This is a genomic window from Tabrizicola sp., assembly GCF_034366665.1.
Lineage (GTDB): Bacteria > Pseudomonadota > Alphaproteobacteria > Rhodobacterales > Rhodobacteraceae > Tabrizicola.
This window is the reverse complement of sequence record NZ_JAXMMF010000105.1, coordinates 44485-62631: the sequence shown is the minus strand read 5'-3', so window position 1 is coordinate 62631 and position 18147 is coordinate 44485. Positions and strand designations below refer to the sequence as shown.

General features: G+C 64.0%; 16 protein-coding genes and 2 pseudogenes. 14 read left to right on the top strand and 4 right to left on the bottom strand.

Annotated elements, in window-relative coordinates; all coding sequences use genetic code 11:
* Nucleotides 1-563 (top strand): annotated as a pseudogene (locus U1E69_RS14500) (type III glutamate--ammonia ligase); the annotation flags it as partial.
* Between the two features lie 241 nt (nt 564-804).
* Here the strand turns inward: U1E69_RS14500 and U1E69_RS14495 are convergent.
* Nucleotides 805-1167 (bottom strand): cupin domain-containing protein, encoded by a 363-nt coding sequence (locus tag U1E69_RS14495; protein ID WP_305548050.1) that lies wholly within the window; start codon nt 1165-1167, stop codon nt 805-807.
* A gap of 110 nt (nt 1168-1277) precedes the next feature.
* Here U1E69_RS14495 and U1E69_RS14490 point away from each other — a divergent pair, with 110 nt between their 5' ends.
* The 11 genes and pseudogenes from U1E69_RS14490 to U1E69_RS14445 all read left to right on the top strand — a co-directional run bounded on the left by U1E69_RS14490 (nt 1278) and on the right by U1E69_RS14445 (nt 12157).
* Nucleotides 1278-1493: a universal stress protein gene (locus tag U1E69_RS14490; protein WP_322245083.1), complete on the top strand. Its 216-nt coding sequence runs from the start codon at nt 1278-1280 to the stop codon at nt 1491-1493.
* A gap of 27 nt (nt 1494-1520) precedes the next feature.
* Nucleotides 1521-1691 (top strand): annotated as a pseudogene (locus U1E69_RS22625) (universal stress protein); the annotation flags it as partial.
* Nucleotides 1692-1873: 182 nt separating this feature from the next.
* Nucleotides 1874-3217 (top strand): NAD(P)/FAD-dependent oxidoreductase, encoded by a 1344-nt coding sequence (locus tag U1E69_RS14485; RefSeq protein ID WP_322245082.1) that lies wholly within the window; start codon nt 1874-1876, stop codon nt 3215-3217.
* A 245-nt stretch (nt 3218-3462) separates the two neighbouring features.
* Complete coding sequence (locus U1E69_RS14480; RefSeq protein ID WP_322245081.1) at nt 3463-4851, top strand: ammonium transporter; 1389 nt, start codon at nt 3463-3465, stop codon at nt 4849-4851.
* 14 nt (nt 4852-4865) lie between these two features.
* Nucleotides 4866-5030 carry a hypothetical protein gene (locus U1E69_RS14475; RefSeq protein WP_322245080.1) on the top strand — a complete coding sequence of 55 codons (165 nt, stop codon included), beginning with the start codon at nt 4866-4868 and terminating at the stop codon, nt 5028-5030.
* A 351-nt stretch (nt 5031-5381) separates the two neighbouring features.
* Nucleotides 5382-7145 (top strand): APC family permease, encoded by a 1764-nt coding sequence (locus U1E69_RS14470; protein ID WP_322245078.1) that lies wholly within the window; start codon nt 5382-5384, stop codon nt 7143-7145.
* Between the two features lie 154 nt (nt 7146-7299).
* Entirely contained in the window at nt 7300-8436 is a 1137-nt protein-coding gene (locus tag U1E69_RS14465) for an aminomethyltransferase family protein (protein WP_322245076.1), read from the top strand.
* 55 nt (nt 8437-8491) lie between these two features.
* A complete protein-coding gene (locus U1E69_RS14460; protein WP_322245075.1) occupies nt 8492-9118 on the top strand; it encodes a dimethylamine monooxygenase subunit DmmA family protein in 627 nt (208 codons plus the stop codon).
* On the top strand, nt 9115-10077 hold the full coding sequence (locus U1E69_RS14455; RefSeq protein WP_322245074.1) for a PDR/VanB family oxidoreductase: 963 nt from the start codon (nt 9115-9117) through the stop codon (nt 10075-10077). Before U1E69_RS14460 ends, U1E69_RS14455 begins: the two co-directional genes overlap by 4 nt.
* A 9-nt stretch (nt 10078-10086) precedes the next feature.
* Nucleotides 10087-11157 (top strand): DUF3445 domain-containing protein, encoded by a 1071-nt coding sequence (locus U1E69_RS14450; protein WP_322245073.1) that lies wholly within the window; start codon nt 10087-10089, stop codon nt 11155-11157.
* Nucleotides 11150-12157 carry a GlxA family transcriptional regulator gene (locus tag U1E69_RS14445; protein WP_322245072.1) on the top strand — a complete coding sequence of 336 codons (1008 nt, stop codon included), beginning with the start codon at nt 11150-11152 and terminating at the stop codon, nt 12155-12157. Before U1E69_RS14450 ends, U1E69_RS14445 begins: the two co-directional genes overlap by 8 nt.
* A gap of 37 nt (nt 12158-12194) precedes the next feature.
* On the opposite strand, the gene U1E69_RS14440 is transcribed toward U1E69_RS14445, so the two are convergent.
* Entirely contained in the window at nt 12195-13055 is an 861-nt protein-coding gene (locus U1E69_RS14440) for a DMT family transporter (RefSeq protein ID WP_322245071.1), read from the bottom strand.
* 126 nt (nt 13056-13181) lie between these two features.
* Between U1E69_RS14440 and U1E69_RS14435 the strand changes: the two genes are divergently transcribed.
* On the top strand, nt 13182-15551 hold the full coding sequence (locus tag U1E69_RS14435) for an aminomethyltransferase family protein (RefSeq protein WP_322245070.1): 2370 nt from the start codon (nt 13182-13184) through the stop codon (nt 15549-15551).
* A 91-nt stretch (nt 15552-15642) separates the two neighbouring features.
* Nucleotides 15643-16026 (top strand): group II truncated hemoglobin, encoded by a 384-nt coding sequence (locus tag U1E69_RS14430; RefSeq protein WP_322245069.1) that lies wholly within the window; start codon nt 15643-15645, stop codon nt 16024-16026.
* A gap of 34 nt (nt 16027-16060) precedes the next feature.
* On the opposite strand, the gene U1E69_RS14425 is transcribed toward U1E69_RS14430, so the two are convergent.
* Together U1E69_RS14425 and U1E69_RS14420 are read right to left on the bottom strand one after the other, a co-directional pair.
* Nucleotides 16061-16966 (bottom strand): glycosyltransferase family 2 protein, encoded by a 906-nt coding sequence (locus U1E69_RS14425; protein WP_322245068.1) that lies wholly within the window; start codon nt 16964-16966, stop codon nt 16061-16063.
* Nucleotides 16966-18123 carry a lytic murein transglycosylase gene (locus tag U1E69_RS14420; protein ID WP_322245067.1) on the bottom strand — a complete coding sequence of 386 codons (1158 nt, stop codon included), beginning with the start codon at nt 18121-18123 and terminating at the stop codon, nt 16966-16968. Before U1E69_RS14420 ends, U1E69_RS14425 begins: the two co-directional genes overlap by 1 nt.
* Between the last annotated feature and the right edge of the window lie 24 nt (nt 18124-18147).

Below are 18147 nucleotides of genomic sequence, written 5' to 3'. Positions count from 1 at the left end.
ACGCCTTTGCCGACAACTCCAAGGAGCTGGGGCTTTCGGATCAGGGGCGGCACTTCCTGGGCGGGATCATGAAACACGCATCGGCGCTGGCGGCGATCTGCAACCCGACGGTGAACAGCTACAAGCGGATCAATGCTCCTCGCACCTCTTCGGGCGCGACCTGGGCGCCGAACACGGTGACCTGGACCGGCAACAACCGGACCCACATGGTTCGCGTGCCGGGGCCAGGGCGGTTCGAGCTGCGGCTCCCCGATGGCGCGGCGAACCCTTACCTGATGCAGGCGGTGATCCTTGCGGCGGGCATCGACGGGGTGCGGACCAAGGCGGACCCCGGCAAGCGGCATGACATCGACATGTATCAGATGGGGCACACGGTGAAGAACGCGCCGAAGCTGCCGCTGAACCTGCTGGACGCGCTGCGGGAGTATGACCGGGACAAGACCCTGAAGTCGATGATGGGCGACGAGTTCAGTGCGGCCTTCCTGAAACTGAAGCACAAGGAATGGAACGACTACTGTTCGCATTTCTCGGCCTGGGAGACCCAGACGACGCTGGATATCTGAGGTCTGTCCACGGTGGAAAATCGCGACTACATGATTATTATCAATAGCTTGGTTGCGGACGTACACTGTTTCTTAACTTCTGGCGCAGGGCGTTTGGCCCGGTGCCGACGGCGGTTACCTGACCTGAACCCCCCAACTGGCCCCGGAGCGATCCGGGGCTTTTCTCTTGTCCCGGCTCTCCCCCCAATCCCTGACCCTCGCCCCCGGTGGGGAGAGGGGACGCGGGTTGACAGGGCAGCGCCTAGTCGACCGGGGTTTCCGGCGCAGTGATGTGGACGGCCAGAAGGCAGCCATCGGGCGTGAAGGAATTGTGCTCGGTGCCGTCGCGGTAGAACACCAGGTCCCCGGCCCGCAGGATCGTGCCGTCACTTTCGTGCAGCTCGCCTTCGAGGATCAGGAACTGCTCGTGCCCGTTGTGGCGGTGGCCGCGCGTCGTCATGCCGGGGGGCATACGGTAGACGTGGAAGCCGGTGCCGAGCGGCTGATCCTTATCCAGTTGCAGGACCGTATCCCCCAGCGCCACGCCGTCGGGATAGACGAAGGGGGTGAAACGGGCGCTGTGAATGTTCGCGATCCGGCGGTCCTTGGGGTCGACAGGCTGCATGGCGGGCTCCGAAAATTTGCCTGCGGGTGAACTTTATTGACGCAGGTCAAAGCCGAGTGTGCCGTTTGATGGTTGGTGGTGTCCAGCCAACTGTGAAGGGAATGGACATCATGACAGCCAAGATTCTTTGCCCCACCGACGGAAGCGATCACGCCACGGTCGGGGTCCTTCAGGCAGCAGAGGTTGCCAAGGCAACCGGCGGCCATCTGACGATCTGCGTTGTCAACATCGCCCACGGTGGCGCGCGGGGTCCAACGATCAGCCACTGGAAAGCCGAGGACGTGCAGAAGCTGATGGCCGATGCCGATGCGCTGGCGAAAAGCTAAGGGGCCACCGATGTCGGCACGGTCGAGGTCGTCGCGCGGGAGGCGGCCCCTGCGATCATCGCTTATGCCGAGCAGAATGGTTATACCCATATCGTCATGGGAACCGGCGACAAGCGCGGGTTGCAGCGGCTGGTCCTGGGGTCGGTCGCCAGCGAAGTGGCAACGCGCGCACATTGCACCGTGACCATTGCCCGTTAGGTCAGCTTGCGCTTAACTTTCTTGCAGAAGTTGTAAGGCCGCCCCCACTGGACATGTGATCCCGGGGGCGGTCTGTTTACCAACAGGAAGAAGATTTGACACAGGCGCAACTTTGTCACTAGGCTAGCCCAAAACCAGCGCGCCCGACGCGTGATAAAAGACTCACCATCCGGAGGTTGACCATGAAGAAGAGAGGTGCCGTCATTGGAGCGGGGCCGTCCGGCCTTGCGCAGCTGCGCGCGTTCCAGTCGGCCAAGGCAAAGGGCGAGGATATTCCCGAAGTCGTCTGCTTTGAAAAGCAGTCGAACTGGGGCGGGTTGTGGAACTACACCTGGCGCACGGGCCTGGATGAGCACGGCGAGCCGGTCCATTGCAGCATGTACCGCTACCTGTGGTCGAACGGCCCGAAAGAGGGGCTGGAGTTCGCCGACTATTCCTTTGAGGAGCATTTTGGCAAGCAGATCGCCAGCTACCCGCCGCGCGCGGTGCTGTTCGACTATATTGAGGGCCGGGTGAAGAAGGCGGGCGTCCGCGACTGGATCCGCTTCTGCACCACCGTCCGCATGGTCAAGTACAACGAGGACAAGGGCAATTTCACCGTCACGGTGCATGACTTGAAGGCCGACCGGATGTATTCGGAAGACTTCGACAACGTCATCGTCGCCAGCGGTCACTTCTCTGTGCCGAACGTCCCGGAATACCCGGGTTTCGACAAGTTCAACGGCCGCGTGCTGCACGCCCACGACTTCCGCGACGCGCGGGAATTTTCGGGCAAGGACCTGTTGATCCTGGGGTCGTCCTATTCAGCCGAGGATATCGGGTCGCAGTGCTGGAAGTACGGGGCAAAGTCGATCACGGTGGCGTACCGCAACGCTCCGATGGGGTTCAACTGGCCGGACAACTGGAAGGAAGTGCCGAAGCTTGAACGGGTCGACGAGACGACGGCCTATTTCGCGGATGGCACCAGCAAGAAGATCGACGCTATCATCCTGTGCACCGGCTACAAGCACCATTTCCCGTTCCTGCCCGATGATCTGCGACTGAAGACGGCGAACCGGCTGGCGGCGGCGGACCTGTACAAGGGTGTGGCCTGGGTTCACAACCCGAAGCTTTTCTACGTGGGCATGCAGGACCAGTGGTTCACCTTCAACATGTTCGACGCTCAGGCCTGGTGGGTCCGCGATGCGATCATGGGCAAGATCGCGATCCCGACGGACAAGGCCGTGCTGCTGAAGGATGTCGAGGACCGCGTGAAACACGAGGACGAGGGCAAGGATGCCCACGATGCGATCCACTATCAGGGCGACTATGTGAAAGAGCTGATCGCCGAGACGGACTATCCCAGCTTTGACGTGGACGGCGCCTGCGAGGCTTTCTTCGAGTGGAAAGAGCACAAGAAGAAGGACATCATGGCCTTCCGCAACAACGCCTACAAATCGGTCATCACCGGCACGATGGCTCCGGTCCACCACACGCCCTGGAAGGATGCGCTGGAGGATTCGATGGAAAGCTACCTGCGCAACTGAAGCAGGTGACAGATTGACAAGGGGCCCCGGCAACGTCCGGGGCCCTTTGCTTTGGGATTCACTTCTGCCGGATTTCGATGCAGTCGCCCGGTGTCCTGCCTGCGGTGGGTGCGGATCAGGCGAAGCTTGCGGCTCTGGCGGGAAACACTTTTGCCCCGGATGAAGGGTGTCCGCCGAGCCGTGGTTAACTGTCCCCGCCAGCTGCCCGGCACTGAACAGCGGCAGCGACAAACGGGGAGACGATCATGGAAGAACAGATCGCGGCCTTGACCGCAGAGCTAGCCACGATGAAGGAAAGCCTGGCCGGGCTGAACCGCACCACGGCCGAGACGTTCTACTGGCTGACCATCCCGATGATGGTGCTGATCCACGCGGGGTTCCTGTCCTACGAGATGGGGGCAAGCCGCGCGAAGAATGCGCTGGCCTCGGGGATCAAGAACATCCTGGCCTTCGCCTTCATCATCCCGACCTTCTATTACGCGGGCTGGTTCATCTACTGGGCCTTCCCGACGGGCTTCACCATGTCGCCGGGGCCGATCGGCACCTCGGGCTGGGACTATGCGGTGGGTGCGGCAAACCCGGTGGGGTCCGTGATGGGGCCGAACGTGGCTGACAGCGCGACGGGGGTGTTCTTCGGGGCCTTCGCGATGTTCGCGGCGACGACGGCCAGCATCATGTCCGGCAGCCTGATCGAACGGGTGCGGATCATCGGCTTCACCATCCTGGCCATCGTGCTGGGAAGCTTTGTCTGGATTCTGGGCGCGGCCTGGGGCTGGCATGCGGACGGCTGGCTGGTCACGGCCTTCGGTTACCATGACTTCGGCGCTTCGGGCGTGGTCCATGCCATCGCCGGGTTCTTCACGCTGGGGGTTCTCATCAACCTTGGCGCGCGGATCGGGAAGTTCAATGCGGACGGGACGGCCAATGCCATTGCGGGCCATTCGATGCCGGCGGCGCTGGTCGGCCTGATGCTGATCATTGCGGGCTTCTGGGGGTTCCTGATGGGCTGCGTGATCTTCCCGGGCGAGCCGTGGAGCTGGGGGTCGGGCATCTTCCATTCGATCTACGGCACGCCTGTCACGCTGTCGGCGATGACCTTCAACATCCTGATGGGCTTTGCCGGGGGCGCGATTGCGGCCTGGGTGATGACGCATGACCCGTTCTGGATGATGTCGGGCGCGCTGGGCGGGATCATCAGTGTTGCGGCGGGGCTGGACCTTTATTGGCCGCCGATGGCCTTCGTGATCGCCGCCATTGGCGGGGTGATCATGCCGCTGGTCGCGGGATATGTCGAAAAGCTGCGGATCGACGACGCGGTGGGCGCGGTGGCGCTGCATGGAGTCGTGGGTCTGTGGGGCGTCGTCGCCGTTGGCATCTTCGCCAGCGGCTATCCGGCCCTGACGGCCGAGGGGGCTCCGACCATCACCCTTTACGGCCAGGTGGTGGGCGCGCTGGTGATGGCGGCGCTGGGCTTCATCCCGGGCTACCTTGTGTCGCTGGCTCTGAAGAAGCTGGGCCTTCTGCGCGTGCCGGAAGCGGCCGAGATCCTGGGTCTGGACAAGGTCAAGGTCCCGGTCGAGGCCTATCCCGAATTCCTGGGCGCAAGACCTGCGCCTGCAACCCCTGCCGAATGAAAGGAAACTGACCAATGCTGATCGGAACCAACATCACCGACTGGGCCACCGTGGACGGCGCCTATTACGCCGGACAGGGGACGGAAGGCATCTGGCTGGGCCTGTCGGTCCTGCTGTGCATCGTCGCCCTTTGGGCGGGGTCGCGGCATGAAAACGCGGCCTACAAGAAGGCAGGCTGACGCCCACATCGTTCAACCTGGCCCGCCTCGGGTCGGGCGCGCGGACCGGGGACCACCCCCGGTCCGCCTGTGTTTTGGTCGCTTGCTGACCCCAGCCAAGCGGTCGGATTTTTTGGGAAACAAATATTCGCGTAGATAAAATTCTTCTCGCATTGCGGGAAGGACCGTGCTTTCTTCGCGACATCAGGCCGCAGGGTACGCCTGCCTGAGACGATTCTGCGCCGGATGGCGAAAGGCTGAGGAGCTGACGACACCTCACGACAATCCGACGCGAACACCCAACAGGACATCCGGCAAGACGGGCAGACGATAAGCCCAAGGTCGGTTCGTCCGTCTGACAGGAGAGAGGGAATGACGACTGAAACTGGATCGGGCCAGATGGTCCGTGCGCTATCGTGGAAAGGTGCCTTCTGGGTTGCGGCTGGTGTGCCGCCCCTGGTGCTGTTCTCGATCGGCGGGATCGCCGGGACGACCGGGAAACTGGCCTTCCTGGTCTGGATGATCTCGATGGTGATGGGGTTCCTGCAAAGCTTTACCTATGCCGAAATGGCGGGGATGTTCGGCAACAAATCCGGCGGGACAAGCGTTTACGGGGCGACGGCCTGGCTGCGCTATTCCAAGCTGATCGCGCCCTTGTCGGTGTGGTGCAACTGGTTCGCCTGGTCGCCGGTGCTGTCCTTGGGCTGCGCCATCGCGGCGGGCTATATCTTGAATGCGCTGTTTCCAATTCCGCTGGCCGAAAGCCAGATGGTGGTGGACTGGGTGACGGCGAACATCGGCAGCTACACCGCCGAGACGCAGTCGGTCATCGACTACATGGCGGCCAATGCCGGCACGGCGGTCGAGGACGCGATCAAGGCCGTGGCAGCGACGGACGGGGTCAATGCGCTGACGCCGTGGTTCCGGACCTGGGAGGCGTTCCAGATCACCATCCCGGGCCTTGGCAACCTGCATTTCAACTCGACCTTCGTGATCGGGGTGATCCTGATGCTGATCATCCTGATGATCCAGGAACGTGGCATCGCCTCGACCGCCAGTGCGCAGAAGTACCTGGCGATCATCGTGCTGGTGCCGCTGTTCCTGGTGGGTCTGGTGCCGATCCTGACCGGGTCGATCAACTGGATGAACGTCACCAACCTGGTCCCGCCCACGGCAGCCTATTCCGGGGTGGACGGCGAATGGAACATCGGCGGCTGGACGCTGTTCCTGGGCGGACTTTATATCGCGGCCTGGTCGACCTACGGCTTCGAGACGGCCGTCTGCTATACCCGCGAGTTGAAGGACCCAAAGACCGATACGTTCCGGGCAATCTTCTACTCGGGCCTCTTGTGCATCGTGTTCTTCTTCCTGATCCCGTTCTCGTTCCAGGGCGTCCTGGGGCAAGAGGGGATGCTGGCGACCGGCATCGTCGACGGGACCGGAGTCGGCGAGGCGCTGGGCAACATGATCGGCGGTGGGCCGGTGATCACCCAGATCTTCGTCATCCTGATGATCATGGCGCTGTTCCTGGCGATCATGACCGCGATGGCGGGGTCGTCGCGCACGCTTTACCAGGGCTCGCGCGATGGCTGGCTGCCGAAGTACCTGGGCGCGGTCAACAGCCACGGCGCGCCGCGCAACGCGATGTGGACCGACTTCGCCTTCAACGTGGTCCTTTTGGCGCTGGCCTCGGACATTGCTGGGTACTTCTACGTCCTTGCCATCAGTAACGTCGGCTACATCCTGTTCAACTTCCTGAACCTGAACGCCGGCTGGATCCACCGCATCGACAGCGCCCATATGGAGCGGCCGTGGAAAGCGCCGACCTGGCTGATCGGGCTGAACACGGTGCTGGCCTTCGTGAACGCCCTGTTCCTGGGTGCGGGTGCCAAGGTCTGGGGTTACGAGAACGCCTTGTGGTCCGGACTGATCTTCGCGGCCCTGATCGTCCCGGTGTTCTGGTTCCGCCACTTCTATCAGGACGGGGGCAAGTTCCCGAAAGAGGCCTATGACGACCTCGGCCTGCCTTATGGCGAGCTGGGCGAGCGCAAGGCGGGGATGCTGCCCTACCTGGCCCTGATCCTGGGCGCGGCCGTGGTGCTTTGGGCCAACTGGTTCTTCGTGCTGCCTGCCTGATCCACCGCAAACCGCTTTGGAGAAGGCCGCCCCCGAGGCGGCCTTTTTCTTGGGCGGATGTTTTCTGACAAGAAAGAATTTTGCACTTCATTATTGATTTCCGTCGGGAATCACCTAACACTCGGCGAAAATCAAAACCCGATGGGAGGGACACATGACGAATTCCTGGCGTTTCTCGGCACTGATGGACCGGCACCGGGCCTTGGGCTCGAACCTGGAAGACTGGAGCGGGATGGGCACGGCCTGGTCCTATTCCAAGGGCGACCCGAATGCCGAATACATGGCGATCCGCACCAAGGCCGGGCTGATGGACGTGTCGGGCCTGAAGAAGGTCCACATCACCGGCCACGCGGCTTCGCATGTCATCGACCGGGCGACGACCCGTGACCCCGAGAAGATCGCCCCCGGCAAGTCGCTTTACGCCTGCATGCTGAACGACGCGGGCAAGTTCGTCGACGACTGCATCATCTACCGGATGGGGCCGAACAGCTACACCGTGGTGCACGGGTCCGGTCAGGGGCATGAGCAGCTGACGATGGCGGCGACGGGGCGCGATGTCTCGATCCGGTTCGACGACAACCTGCACGATTTGTCGCTGCAGGGGCCGCTGGCGGTGGACTACCTGGAAAAGCACATCCCGGGCGTGCGCCAGCTGCCCTACATGGGCCATATGCCCGCGATGCTGTTTGGCAAGCCGATTACGCTCTCGCGTACCGGCTATACTGGTGAACGCGGATATGAAATCTTCTGCCGGGGCCAGGACGCAGGCGAAATCTGGGACCGCATCCTGGAGGAAGGCGCCAGCATGGGAATCATCCCCTGCCGGTTCACCACGCTGGACATGCTGCGGGCGGAAAGCTACCTGCTGTTCTTCCCCTTCGACAACTCCGAGATGTATCCGTTCGAGAATGAAGGCCCAGGGGATACCCTGTGGGAGCTGGGTCTCGACTTCACCGTGTCCAAGGGCAAGACCGGCTTCCGTGGGGCCGAGGAACATTACCGCCTGCAGGGCAAGGAACGCTTCAAGATCTGGGGCCTGAAGCTTGAGGGCAAGAACGTTCCCGGCAACGCCCCCGTCTACAAGGATGGCAAGAAGATCGGCGTGGTCACGCAGCCGATGTACTCGCCGCTGAACGACTGGGTCGTGGCGATTGCCCGCCTGCCGGTCGATTGCGCGGTGAACGGAGTCGAGGTGGAAGTGCGCTGCGGCACCCACGGCCCGATCAAGGCCGTGACCCACTCGCTGCCCTTCTACGACGTCGACAAGAAGCGCCGCACCGCAAAGGACTGATCTCAAGGGGCCTGCGCATCGGCGTGGGCCCCGTTCTACCCAAGGGAAGTGCCCCGTGAAAGTTGAACTGACCCCCATCGACGCCCCCTCGATCAAGTCGCGGCCGGTCTATGCGCCACTGGAACCGCGTCCGGGCAAGCAGCATGTGATCGTGGCCGACGATGCCGGTGCGGATGCTGTGGTGGGCATGCTGGCCAACGCGAACAATCGTTCGGAAATTCTGGCGGCGACGCATGTGATGTATTGCCCCGGCCCCACCGGGACCGACCTGTCCGCACAGCTGCAGGGTCTGGGAGCCGCCCAGTTCTTCCGCGCGCCGACCATTCCGGCGCTGTTGCCGCGGCTGGTGCGGGTGCTGGCGGACGCGCATATGGGGACGCAGTTTTACCTTGCGGGCACCGAAAGCCTGATTGGCCAGGCCGAACGCGAGATCATGGCGACGGGCTTTCCTTTCGCCTCGATCCAGAAGGAACAGCGCGGGTCCACCCTGCGCCGGGTGCAATGCGTGCACTGCAAAGGGGTCACCGAGAACGTGGCGACCGATCCGTTCAAATGCAGCCATTGCGGGCTTAACCTCTATGTCCGCGATCATTATTCCCGGCGGATGGCGGCCTTCCAGGGCGTCAACATCGACGCCGAGGACCCCGGCCAGGTGCCGGAAAGCGTGGTGAGGTTCAAATGAGCGGGGGCGCAAAACTTCAGGTCCGCGTGGCCGAGGTGGTGGAGGTAAACGAGCTGATCAAGCGGTTCCGCTTCGTGTCGCGCGACGGCTCGGCGCTGCCTCCGTTTTCCGGTGGCGCGCATACCGTGGTCGAGATGGATGACCACGGCACCCGCAGGCTGAACCCTTATTCACTTATGTCCGACCCCGAGGATCGCTCGGGATACGAGATCAGCGTCCGGCGCGATGACGTGGGCCGGGGCGGGTCACTTTACATGCACCGGCATGTCGTGCCGGGGATGGAGATGACGCTTTCCTATCCGGTCAACCTGTTCCCACTGGACAACCGGGCGAAGAAGCACCTGATGATCGCCGGCGGGATCGGGATCACGCCATTCCTGGCGCAAATCGCGCAGATCACCCATTTCGGCGGCAAGTTCGAGCTGCACTATTCGGCGCGTTCCAAGCCGCTGGGCGCCTACATGGATCGGCTGACCTCGGCCCATCCGGATCGGGTGCATTGCTACTTCGACGACCAGAAGCAGATGATCGATCTAGGAAAGGTCTTGGAAAATCAGCCCATTGGCACGCATCTCTATGTTTGCGGGCCGAAAGGGATGATCAACTGGGTGCTGTCGACGGCCGAAAGCATGGGCTGGCCGAAGCAGGCGCTGCACCATGAGGAATTCCTGGCCCCCGGCACCGGCCTGCCGTTCCAGGTGGAACTGGCAGCCAGTGGCAAGACCATCACCGTGGGCACGACGCAAAGCCTGCTGGAGGCGATGGAAGCCGCCGGGGTGGATGCGCCCTACCTCTGCCGTGGCGGGGCTTGCGGGCAATGCGAAACGAACGTTCACAAATGTGACGGCACCATCCTGCACCGCGACCACTGGCTGTCGCCGGAAGAGCAGGCCTCGAACCAGAAGATCATGCCTTGCGTCAGCCGCTTCGAGGGCAAGACCCTCGTCATCGACCGATAGGAGACGACGATGAGCCTCGATTTCAAGTTTGCGCCCGACAACTTCGGTGGCTTCTTCCGGGACGAGACGTTCCGCGAGACCTTCACCTACACCAACAGCAATCCACGCCGGTTTCCGTTCCCGTTCGACCGTGACGACTACATGTATTCCGTCAACATGGAGCCGCATGTCCCAGGCAAAAAGGGCACGGCGTTCGAGCACACCTTCGACGTCGACGAACACTACGTTGCCGAGATGATCGACCGCGCCAAGGTGCTGGCCGAGGACCCGCTCCGCTGCCAGTCGCTGCCGCACATGACCTTGGCGGGCTGGGACGTGCTGGAACTGATCATGGAGACCAAGGCTCGGGACTATCCCCAGTGGTTTTCGCTGACCAAGGACGGCAACCGCTGGCATTGGGTGAACCGGCCCCTGGGTATCGAACAGTCGTTCACATTCCTGGATGAAAGCACGCTGCCCTATCCGCCCTTCGAATACATCATGCGCCAGACACAAGGCGACTGGACGCTGCAGGACGACCGCGACGGGACGCTCTGGATGGACGCGGGGATCGCGACCAGCCAGGCCGACTGGTCGGTGGACTTTGACGTCGGCATGAACTTCATGGAATGGCACGCCCCCGTGCCGCTGGCGCATGAGAAGGGCGTTTTCGACCGGGCGCTGAAGTTCCTCTTGAAGCTGCAGCACGGCGCGCCGGTCCGGCGGTTCAACTGGACGATGACCGTGAATCCGCTGCTGGACACCGCGCCCGAGACCTACCCGAAGTGGGGCCCGATGAAGGCCAGCATCACGCCGGAGAACCTGGGGGCGAAGCAGCACCTGCGGGTCGAACTGCAAAGCCTGTATCGCCTGCCGCGGTCTAACGCGATCGCGTTCGACATCCGCTGCTACCTGTGCAGCTTCGATCAGATCGTCACCGTCCCGAAATGGGCCCGCCGCCTGCACCGCGTGGTGCGCGACCTGCCAGAGGAGCTGGCAACCTACAAGGGCTTCATCCGCAACCGCCCCGCGATGGTCGAATGGCTGTCCAAGCATGACGACGGCGCGCCGACGTCTCCCGGCTGGTGGCCCGATGACTGACCGCGGCGGCCCCCTGCGGCTGGGGTTCCTGATGTTCCCCGGCTTTCCGATGGCCTGCCTGACCTCGGCCATCGAACCCCTTCGCGCCGCCAACGAGATCACCGGCCGGCAGGAGTTCGTCTGGAAGCTGGTCGCCGAAAGCTCCGCGCCCATTCGCTCGTCCGCCGAAATCGGCTTTGATCCCGACGTGACGTTGCAAGAGCTGGAGGCGGTTGACCACCTTTACCTGATCTCGCCCCCCACCGCCGAATACGCCGACCCGCGCCGCAGCCCGGCCAAGCTGCGCTGGCGTGACCGCACCGGGGTGACCCTCGGGGCGTTTTCGGGCGGGATCTTCCCATTGGCGCGGGCGGGGCTGATGGAGGGGAAACCCTGCTCGGTCCACTGGTGCTACGAGGCGGCGTTCAAAGCCGACTTCCCGGGGATCGAGGCGCGCGAGGTCACCATCCTGCGCGAAGGCCGCCGCATCACCGCCAGCGGCGCGGGTGCGGTCTTCGACCTGATGCTGCGCCTGATCGAGGAACGCCTGGGCCGCGACTGCATGACCGAGGTCGCCTGCTGGTTCCAGCACCCCTTCGTGCGCGATGCCGACGCCAGCCAGAAAGTCCCCGTCGCGCGGTCCGGCGGCACGACCGACAACCTTCCCGTGGCGATCCGCGAGGCGATCCGGCTGTTCGAGACCCATGTCGAGGACCCCCTGCGCATCCCCGATGTCGCGGCTGCCGTGGGCCTGTCCGGCCGCCACTTCGAGCGGACCTTCAAGCGTGAAACCGGCCAAAGCCCCCTGCGCTACTACCACCACCTGCGCCTGATGAAGGCGCGGCAGCGGGTGCTTTACTCCAACGACTCACTGAGGGATATCGCGGCCTCGGTCGGCTACATGACCTCCAGTCCGATGATCCGGCATTATACCGAGTTCTTCGGCGTCTCGCCCCGCGACGAACGCCGTTTGACGCAGACCATGCGCCGCGCGCCTGGACGGGTGGAAGCGGCGGAATAGGGCTCGGGCGTAGGGTGGGCGATAGCGCCCACCCTCCTTACGCCCCCAGCAGCCCAAGCGCGGCGATGCCACCGAAAACGCAGGCAATCCCGGCCCATTGCACAGGGCGGACCCTTTCTTTCAGGAACCAGGCCGCAAGGAGCACGGTCAGCACCCCGAAGAGCGACGAGGCGACCGAGGCATATTCCGCGCGCGGCAACCCGCCCGAGGCGGTGACCAGCCCGAGTGCCAGCGCGTCCAATAGACCCATCAGCCCCAAAACGCCGAAGTGCCCGCGCTGCGGGGCCAGTGAGCCTTTGTGCCAGACCATCAGGCCCAGGATCGTAGCCAGGGCGACGACGCGACCGACCAGCATGACCGGAAGCTCGGACCCAAGGCGCGTGGCCTCTTGCGCAAGTGCGAAGGTACCGGCGAAGCCTGCGGCGGACAGGGCTGCCCAGCCTATCGCGACGCCAGGTCTGGCGGCATATCCGTCCGGCGCATCGTCCCCTGAGGCGACGGCGACGATGGTGATGCCGATGACGATGGCCAGGACAGCAAGCCAGTCTCCCCCCGAAACGGGGCGGCCCTGGGCCACGGCGGTCAACAAGATCAGCAGCGGGTAGGCCCCGACCACGGGCGAGACGACGCGCACCGGGGCCAGGCTGAAGGCCTTGTAAAGGCCGCCGATCGCCACCGCAAAGGCCAGCCCCGAGAGCGCCGCGACGCCCCCGGCAAGCCAGGTCATCCGCCCCCATCCCCCCAGCACCATCGCCACCGGCAGAAGGCCAAGCGTCCCGGACCCAAGGACCAGCACCAGGATCGGCAGCAGCGTCGCACCCTGGCTGAGTTTGCGAGCAAGCAGGTCATGGATCGCCCAAAGCAAAGCCGCGGTCAGGCCGAAGCCAAGAGCCAGCATTTCCTCGTCTTCCCCCGTCGTTGTGCTTGTGTCAGGCCGACCCTGACGCTATTCTTGTGGATGAACAAGTTTTATCCTTGTTAAACTTCCCGGCGTGTATCGCTGGGGTTCAAGACGGGGTGGCCCATGCTTGATACGATCTATCCCTCGGTGATTCCCGGTCCGCCGCGACCGTCCAGAATCCTTGCTCCGCAAGGGTTTTCGCGCCACCACGGGCAGGAACGGCATGTCGTCCCCGGTGGTGGGGCTTTGGTGCTGCAGCTTATGGCGGGCGACCGGCTGACGCTGGTGAACGATGAGGGCGGCCAGCCGGTAGAGCTGGTTGCGGCCGCAAAGGACGGGCGGATCGATTCGGCCATTCTGGGACAGGCCGCCAACTCCCTGGCCGAGGGGCTGAAGGCGATGCTCGCCTCGGGCGAGGAAAGCCTCCTGCGGCTGCGCAAAGGGCTGGAGGCTCGGCGGATCGATCTGGCGAAGGCCGGGGCGGTGCGGCTGTTCGGGGCAGAGACCCCGGCGGGGACGCGGGCAGACCTGGTGGCGCTGGACGAAGGCTGGCTGGTCGTCTGCGCACCGGGCCTGCCGATGGCGCCAGAAGCGCAGGACACGGCGACGCCGGTGACACTGCTGGTCCAGCGCGCCAAGCCGCGGATGGTGGGGCATTACGATCTGCCCGATCCGCTTGCGGACCCGATCCTGGACCTGCGGGTCAAGTCGGCGACGGCGGAAAGCTATTTCGTCAAGGCGGGGGACTACATCCAGATCCTCGACGTGGACGGCCGGCAGTGCACCGACTTTCAGTGCTTCGATGCGCGCAAGCTGGACAAGGGTTTGCAGCACGCTTTGGACGTGACGACCAGCCGGACGCTGATGGGTCACGCCTATTCGATGCCTGGGTTGCACTCAAAATACTTCGATCAGGACTGGGTGCCGCTGGTCGAGGTGGTGCAGGACACCGTCGGCCGGCACGACGCCTTTGCGATGGCCTGTGCGTCGAAATACTATGACGACATCGGCTATCCGGGGCATGTGAACTGCTCGGACAACTTCAACACGGCGCTGGCGAAGCATGGGATCGACCCCCGGCCGGGCTGGATGGCGGTGAACCTGTTCTTCAATACGAACATCGATTCACATGGCGTGCTGATCAGTGACGAGCCGTGGTCGCGCCCCGGTGACTATGTGCTGTTCCGTGCACTGACGGACATCGTCTGCGTGAACTCGGCCTGCCCGGATGACACCTCGCCCGCGAACGGCTGGTATCTGTCCGACATCCATGTTCGCACCTATTCGGGGGCTGAGACCTTCAGCCGTTCGATCGCCTATCGCCCCACGCCCGCTTCGGAGCCGAAGATGACCAAGGAAACCGCCTTCCACGACCGGATCAGCCAGAAGACCCGGAATGTGGTCGAGTACAAAGGCTACTGGCTGCCGCAGGCCTATTCGTCCAACGGCGCGCTGGAGGAATACTGGGCCTGCCGTCAGGCGGCTGTGGTGCTGGACCTGTCGCCCTTGCGCAAGTTCGAAGTGACCGGGCCCGATGCCGAGGCGCTGATGAACTGGGTGCTGACCCGCGACATGAAGAAGCTGAGCCAGGGTCAGGTGGTCTATTCCGCGATGTGCTACGACCACGGCGGCATGATCGACGATGGCACGGCGTTCCGCTTGGGCCGCGACAATTTCCGCTGGATCGGCGGAGACGATTACGGCGGGGTCTGGATTCGCGAGCAGGCGGAAAAGCTGGGGCTGAAGGCGATGGTGCGGTCCTCTACGGACCAGCTGCACAATCTGGCGGTGCAGGGTCCGAACAGCCGCGAGATCATCAAGCGGATGATCTGGACCGCGCCGCACCAGCCTACGATCGAGGAACTGGGCTGGTTCCGGTTCACCGTGGGCCGGTTGGGCGGGCCGTCGGGCGCGCCCGTGGTGGTATCGCGGACCGGCTACACCGGCGAGCTGGGCTTCGAGGTCTTCTGCCACCCCAAGGATGGCAGTGCAGTCTACGACGCGGTCTGGGCCAATGGCGAGGATCTGGGGCTGCGGCCGATGGGGCTGCAGGCGCTGGACATGGTGCGGATCGAGGCGGGGCTGATCTTCGCGGGCTATGACTTCAGCGACCAGACTGATCCGTTCGAGGCCGGGATCGGCTTCACGGTGCCCCTGAAGTCCAAGACCGACGATTTCGTGGGCCGCGAGGCGCTGATCCGGCGGAAAGAGCACCCGTCGCGCAAGTTCGTCGGGCTGGAGATCGATGCGAATGTCGACGTGGGCCACGGCGACTGCCTGCATGTCGGGCGGGCTCAGGTGGGCGAGGTGACGTCTTCGATGCGCTCACCCATCCTGGGCAAGAACATCGCGCTGGCGCGGGTCGACGTGGCGCATGCCGAGGTGGGCACGGCGCTGGAGGTCGGCAAGCTGGACGGCCAGCAGAAGCGGCTTCCGGCGGTCATCGTGCCTTTGTCCCACTACGACCCGAAAAAGACGCGGCCGCAGAGCTGACGGTGGGGCCGGACGTTTCGAAAAGTCCGGTTCGGAGCCTTTGAAGGCTCCGGTCCGATTTCTTCGAAGAAATCGGCGAGAGGAGGATGCGATGGAACCGATGATCGACCGGATCGGGGGCGAAGAGAAGGTTCATCTTCTGGTGAACCATTTCTACGATCTGATCGAGACCCTGCCGCAGGGCCGCACGATCATGGAGATGCATCTGAAGGGCCACGGGCTTGCCCATGTCCGGCCCGAGCAGTTCAACTTCCTCTGCGGCTTCTTCGGCGGGCGGCGCTATTATCACGAGCTGCACGGCCACATGAACCTGCGCGAGATCCACGCCCACGTGGAGATCCGGCATCAGGATGCCGAGGATTGGCTGGCGGTGATGGAACGGTCGATGGTCGAGACCGCAGTGCCCGAGAAAGAACGCGCCGAGATCATGGCAACCTTCCGCCGCGCTGCGCTGATGCTGGTGAACGTGGTGTGACGGGTCGCGACGCTTTGCCCGGTCCTGCCCCCCGTCAAAGCCCCCCGGCGCACAGCGCCTGAACCTTCTGCCGGAGCCCAAGGTCGGCAAGGATCACGCGACCGTCCCGCACCAGTTCGTCCCGCAGGTCCAGAGGCAGGATCTGGGTGCGGCGGTAGAACTTGTCGACCTCCTCCGGGGTCGCCTCGGCAAGGAACGCCTGCAGCTCGGGGCGGAACTGATAGGCCCCTTTGCTGATGCGGAACGGCACGGCGGCCAGCCAGGCGGCTTTGTCCTGCGCGTGGAAGTGCAGAAGTTTGATCTCGGGCTGCCAGTCCGGCGTGGCGACGATTTCCTTATTCAGCATCACCGCGTGCAGTCGTGGAAGCAGGCCGGGGACGCGAGTGCGGTATATCGTCTTGCCCACGCTGTGCGACAGCATGCCGTCGCGGATGACCTTGCGATAGGGGCCAAGCGCGAGGCGGCGGCGTGGCCAGTGGTCGTGTCGCAGCGCCCCGCGGAATTCGCGTGCGGTGTAGATGTCGTCGGGCAAAAGCGGGTCGTGCATCGCCTCATAGGGTTCCAGCCGCATGGCGATGGTGTCCGCGGGCGTCTCGTCCAGGATGGTGGCGATTGGGCGCGGGGTCAGCAGGAACTCGTCCACGTCGATGTGGACGATCCAGTCCGAGGTGACCAGCTCGCGGTAGGTCAGGCGGGCGTTCTGGGTCTGGCGGTTCTGGTGCTGCGGCGGGCGCCGCTTGCTGGTGCGCAGCCAGTGGTCCTCGTCACACAGGGTCACAGTCACGCGAGGGTGTCCGACAAGGGCTTCGGGGATCGGCCGGGTGGGGTCGTCGAAGAAGATCCACAGATGATCGGCCCCCAGCGACAGGTGATGGGCGGCGAAGGCGAGGACCTTCTCCTCGGGGGCCTTGACGGTGGCGACAAGGCTCCAGCTGGCCATCAAAGCGCGTCCAGCAGGTTGCGGGTTGGCCAGCCGTCGGCAGGCAGGCCAAGGCGCACCTGCTCTTTCTGCACGGCCATGCGGGTGCCCGCGCCCAGGATGCCGTCGATCTGACCGACATCGTGGCCAAGCGCGGCCAGCTTTTCCTGCAGGGCCTTCATCTGGTCAAGCTCAAGCGCCGGGTCTGGGTTGCCTGCGGCGTAGGGGAGGGCCCCCTCGATCCGGGTGGCGAAATAGGCGGCGGTGGTGACGTAGACGAAGCTTTTGTTCCATTCGAAGAGCACGCGGTAGTTCGGGTAGGCAAGGAAGGCCGGACCGTTGCGGCCCTGCGGCAACAGGATCGAGGCTTGCAGGCCAGGCGCCAGGGGGCCGTTGCGAGGGGTGACGCCCAGGGCAGTCCACTCTTCCGTGGTCTTCTCAACCTCAAGCCCCGTCAGCGCCCAGTCAAAACCCTCTGGCAAGGTGATTTCGGCCAACCAGGGCTCACCCGCGCGCCAGCCGTGGTATTGCAGCATCCGCGCTCCGGACAGGATGGCATCGGCTTGCGAGGTCTTCAGCAGGATCAGCCCGTCGCCATCACCATCGACGCCGCGTTCCAGGATGTCTTTGGGCAGCATCTGGACCATGCCGATCTCGCCTGCCCAGGCACCTGTGGTGGCCAGGTCAAACTCGTCCAGCGCATGAAGCTGGTCCGCAGCAAGGACCTGGGGCTGGAACAGCTCGGGCCTCCGGCAGTCGTGGGCCAGGGTCAAAAGCGCGTTGCGGGTGTTGAAGTCGCCCTGGATCTGGCCGAAGTCGGTCTCGAAGGCCCAGAAGGCGAGGAGGATGCCGCGCGAGACGCCATAGTCGGCTTCGGCGCGGGTGAAGATGTCGTCAAGGGTTTCGGACTTCGACCGGGCGGTCGAAAGCCGCTGCTTGGAGATCAGCGATTGCGAGAAGTCGAGGAAGGTCTTGCGAAAGACGCCTTGCGACCGGTCGGCCTTCAGAACCTTGGGGTCTGGACGCGCCCCGGCAAAGAACTCGGCGGCCTTGTCGGTGGGAACACCGGCGGCAACAGCCTCGGCCTGCATCGCTTGCAGGAATGCCCCGAAGTCGCCGCCACAGGGGGCCGCGACGGCGGGACTGGTCATCAGAACGGCAAGGACGGCGGCGCGCATCGGGGCTCCGGGTGTTTTGAAGAC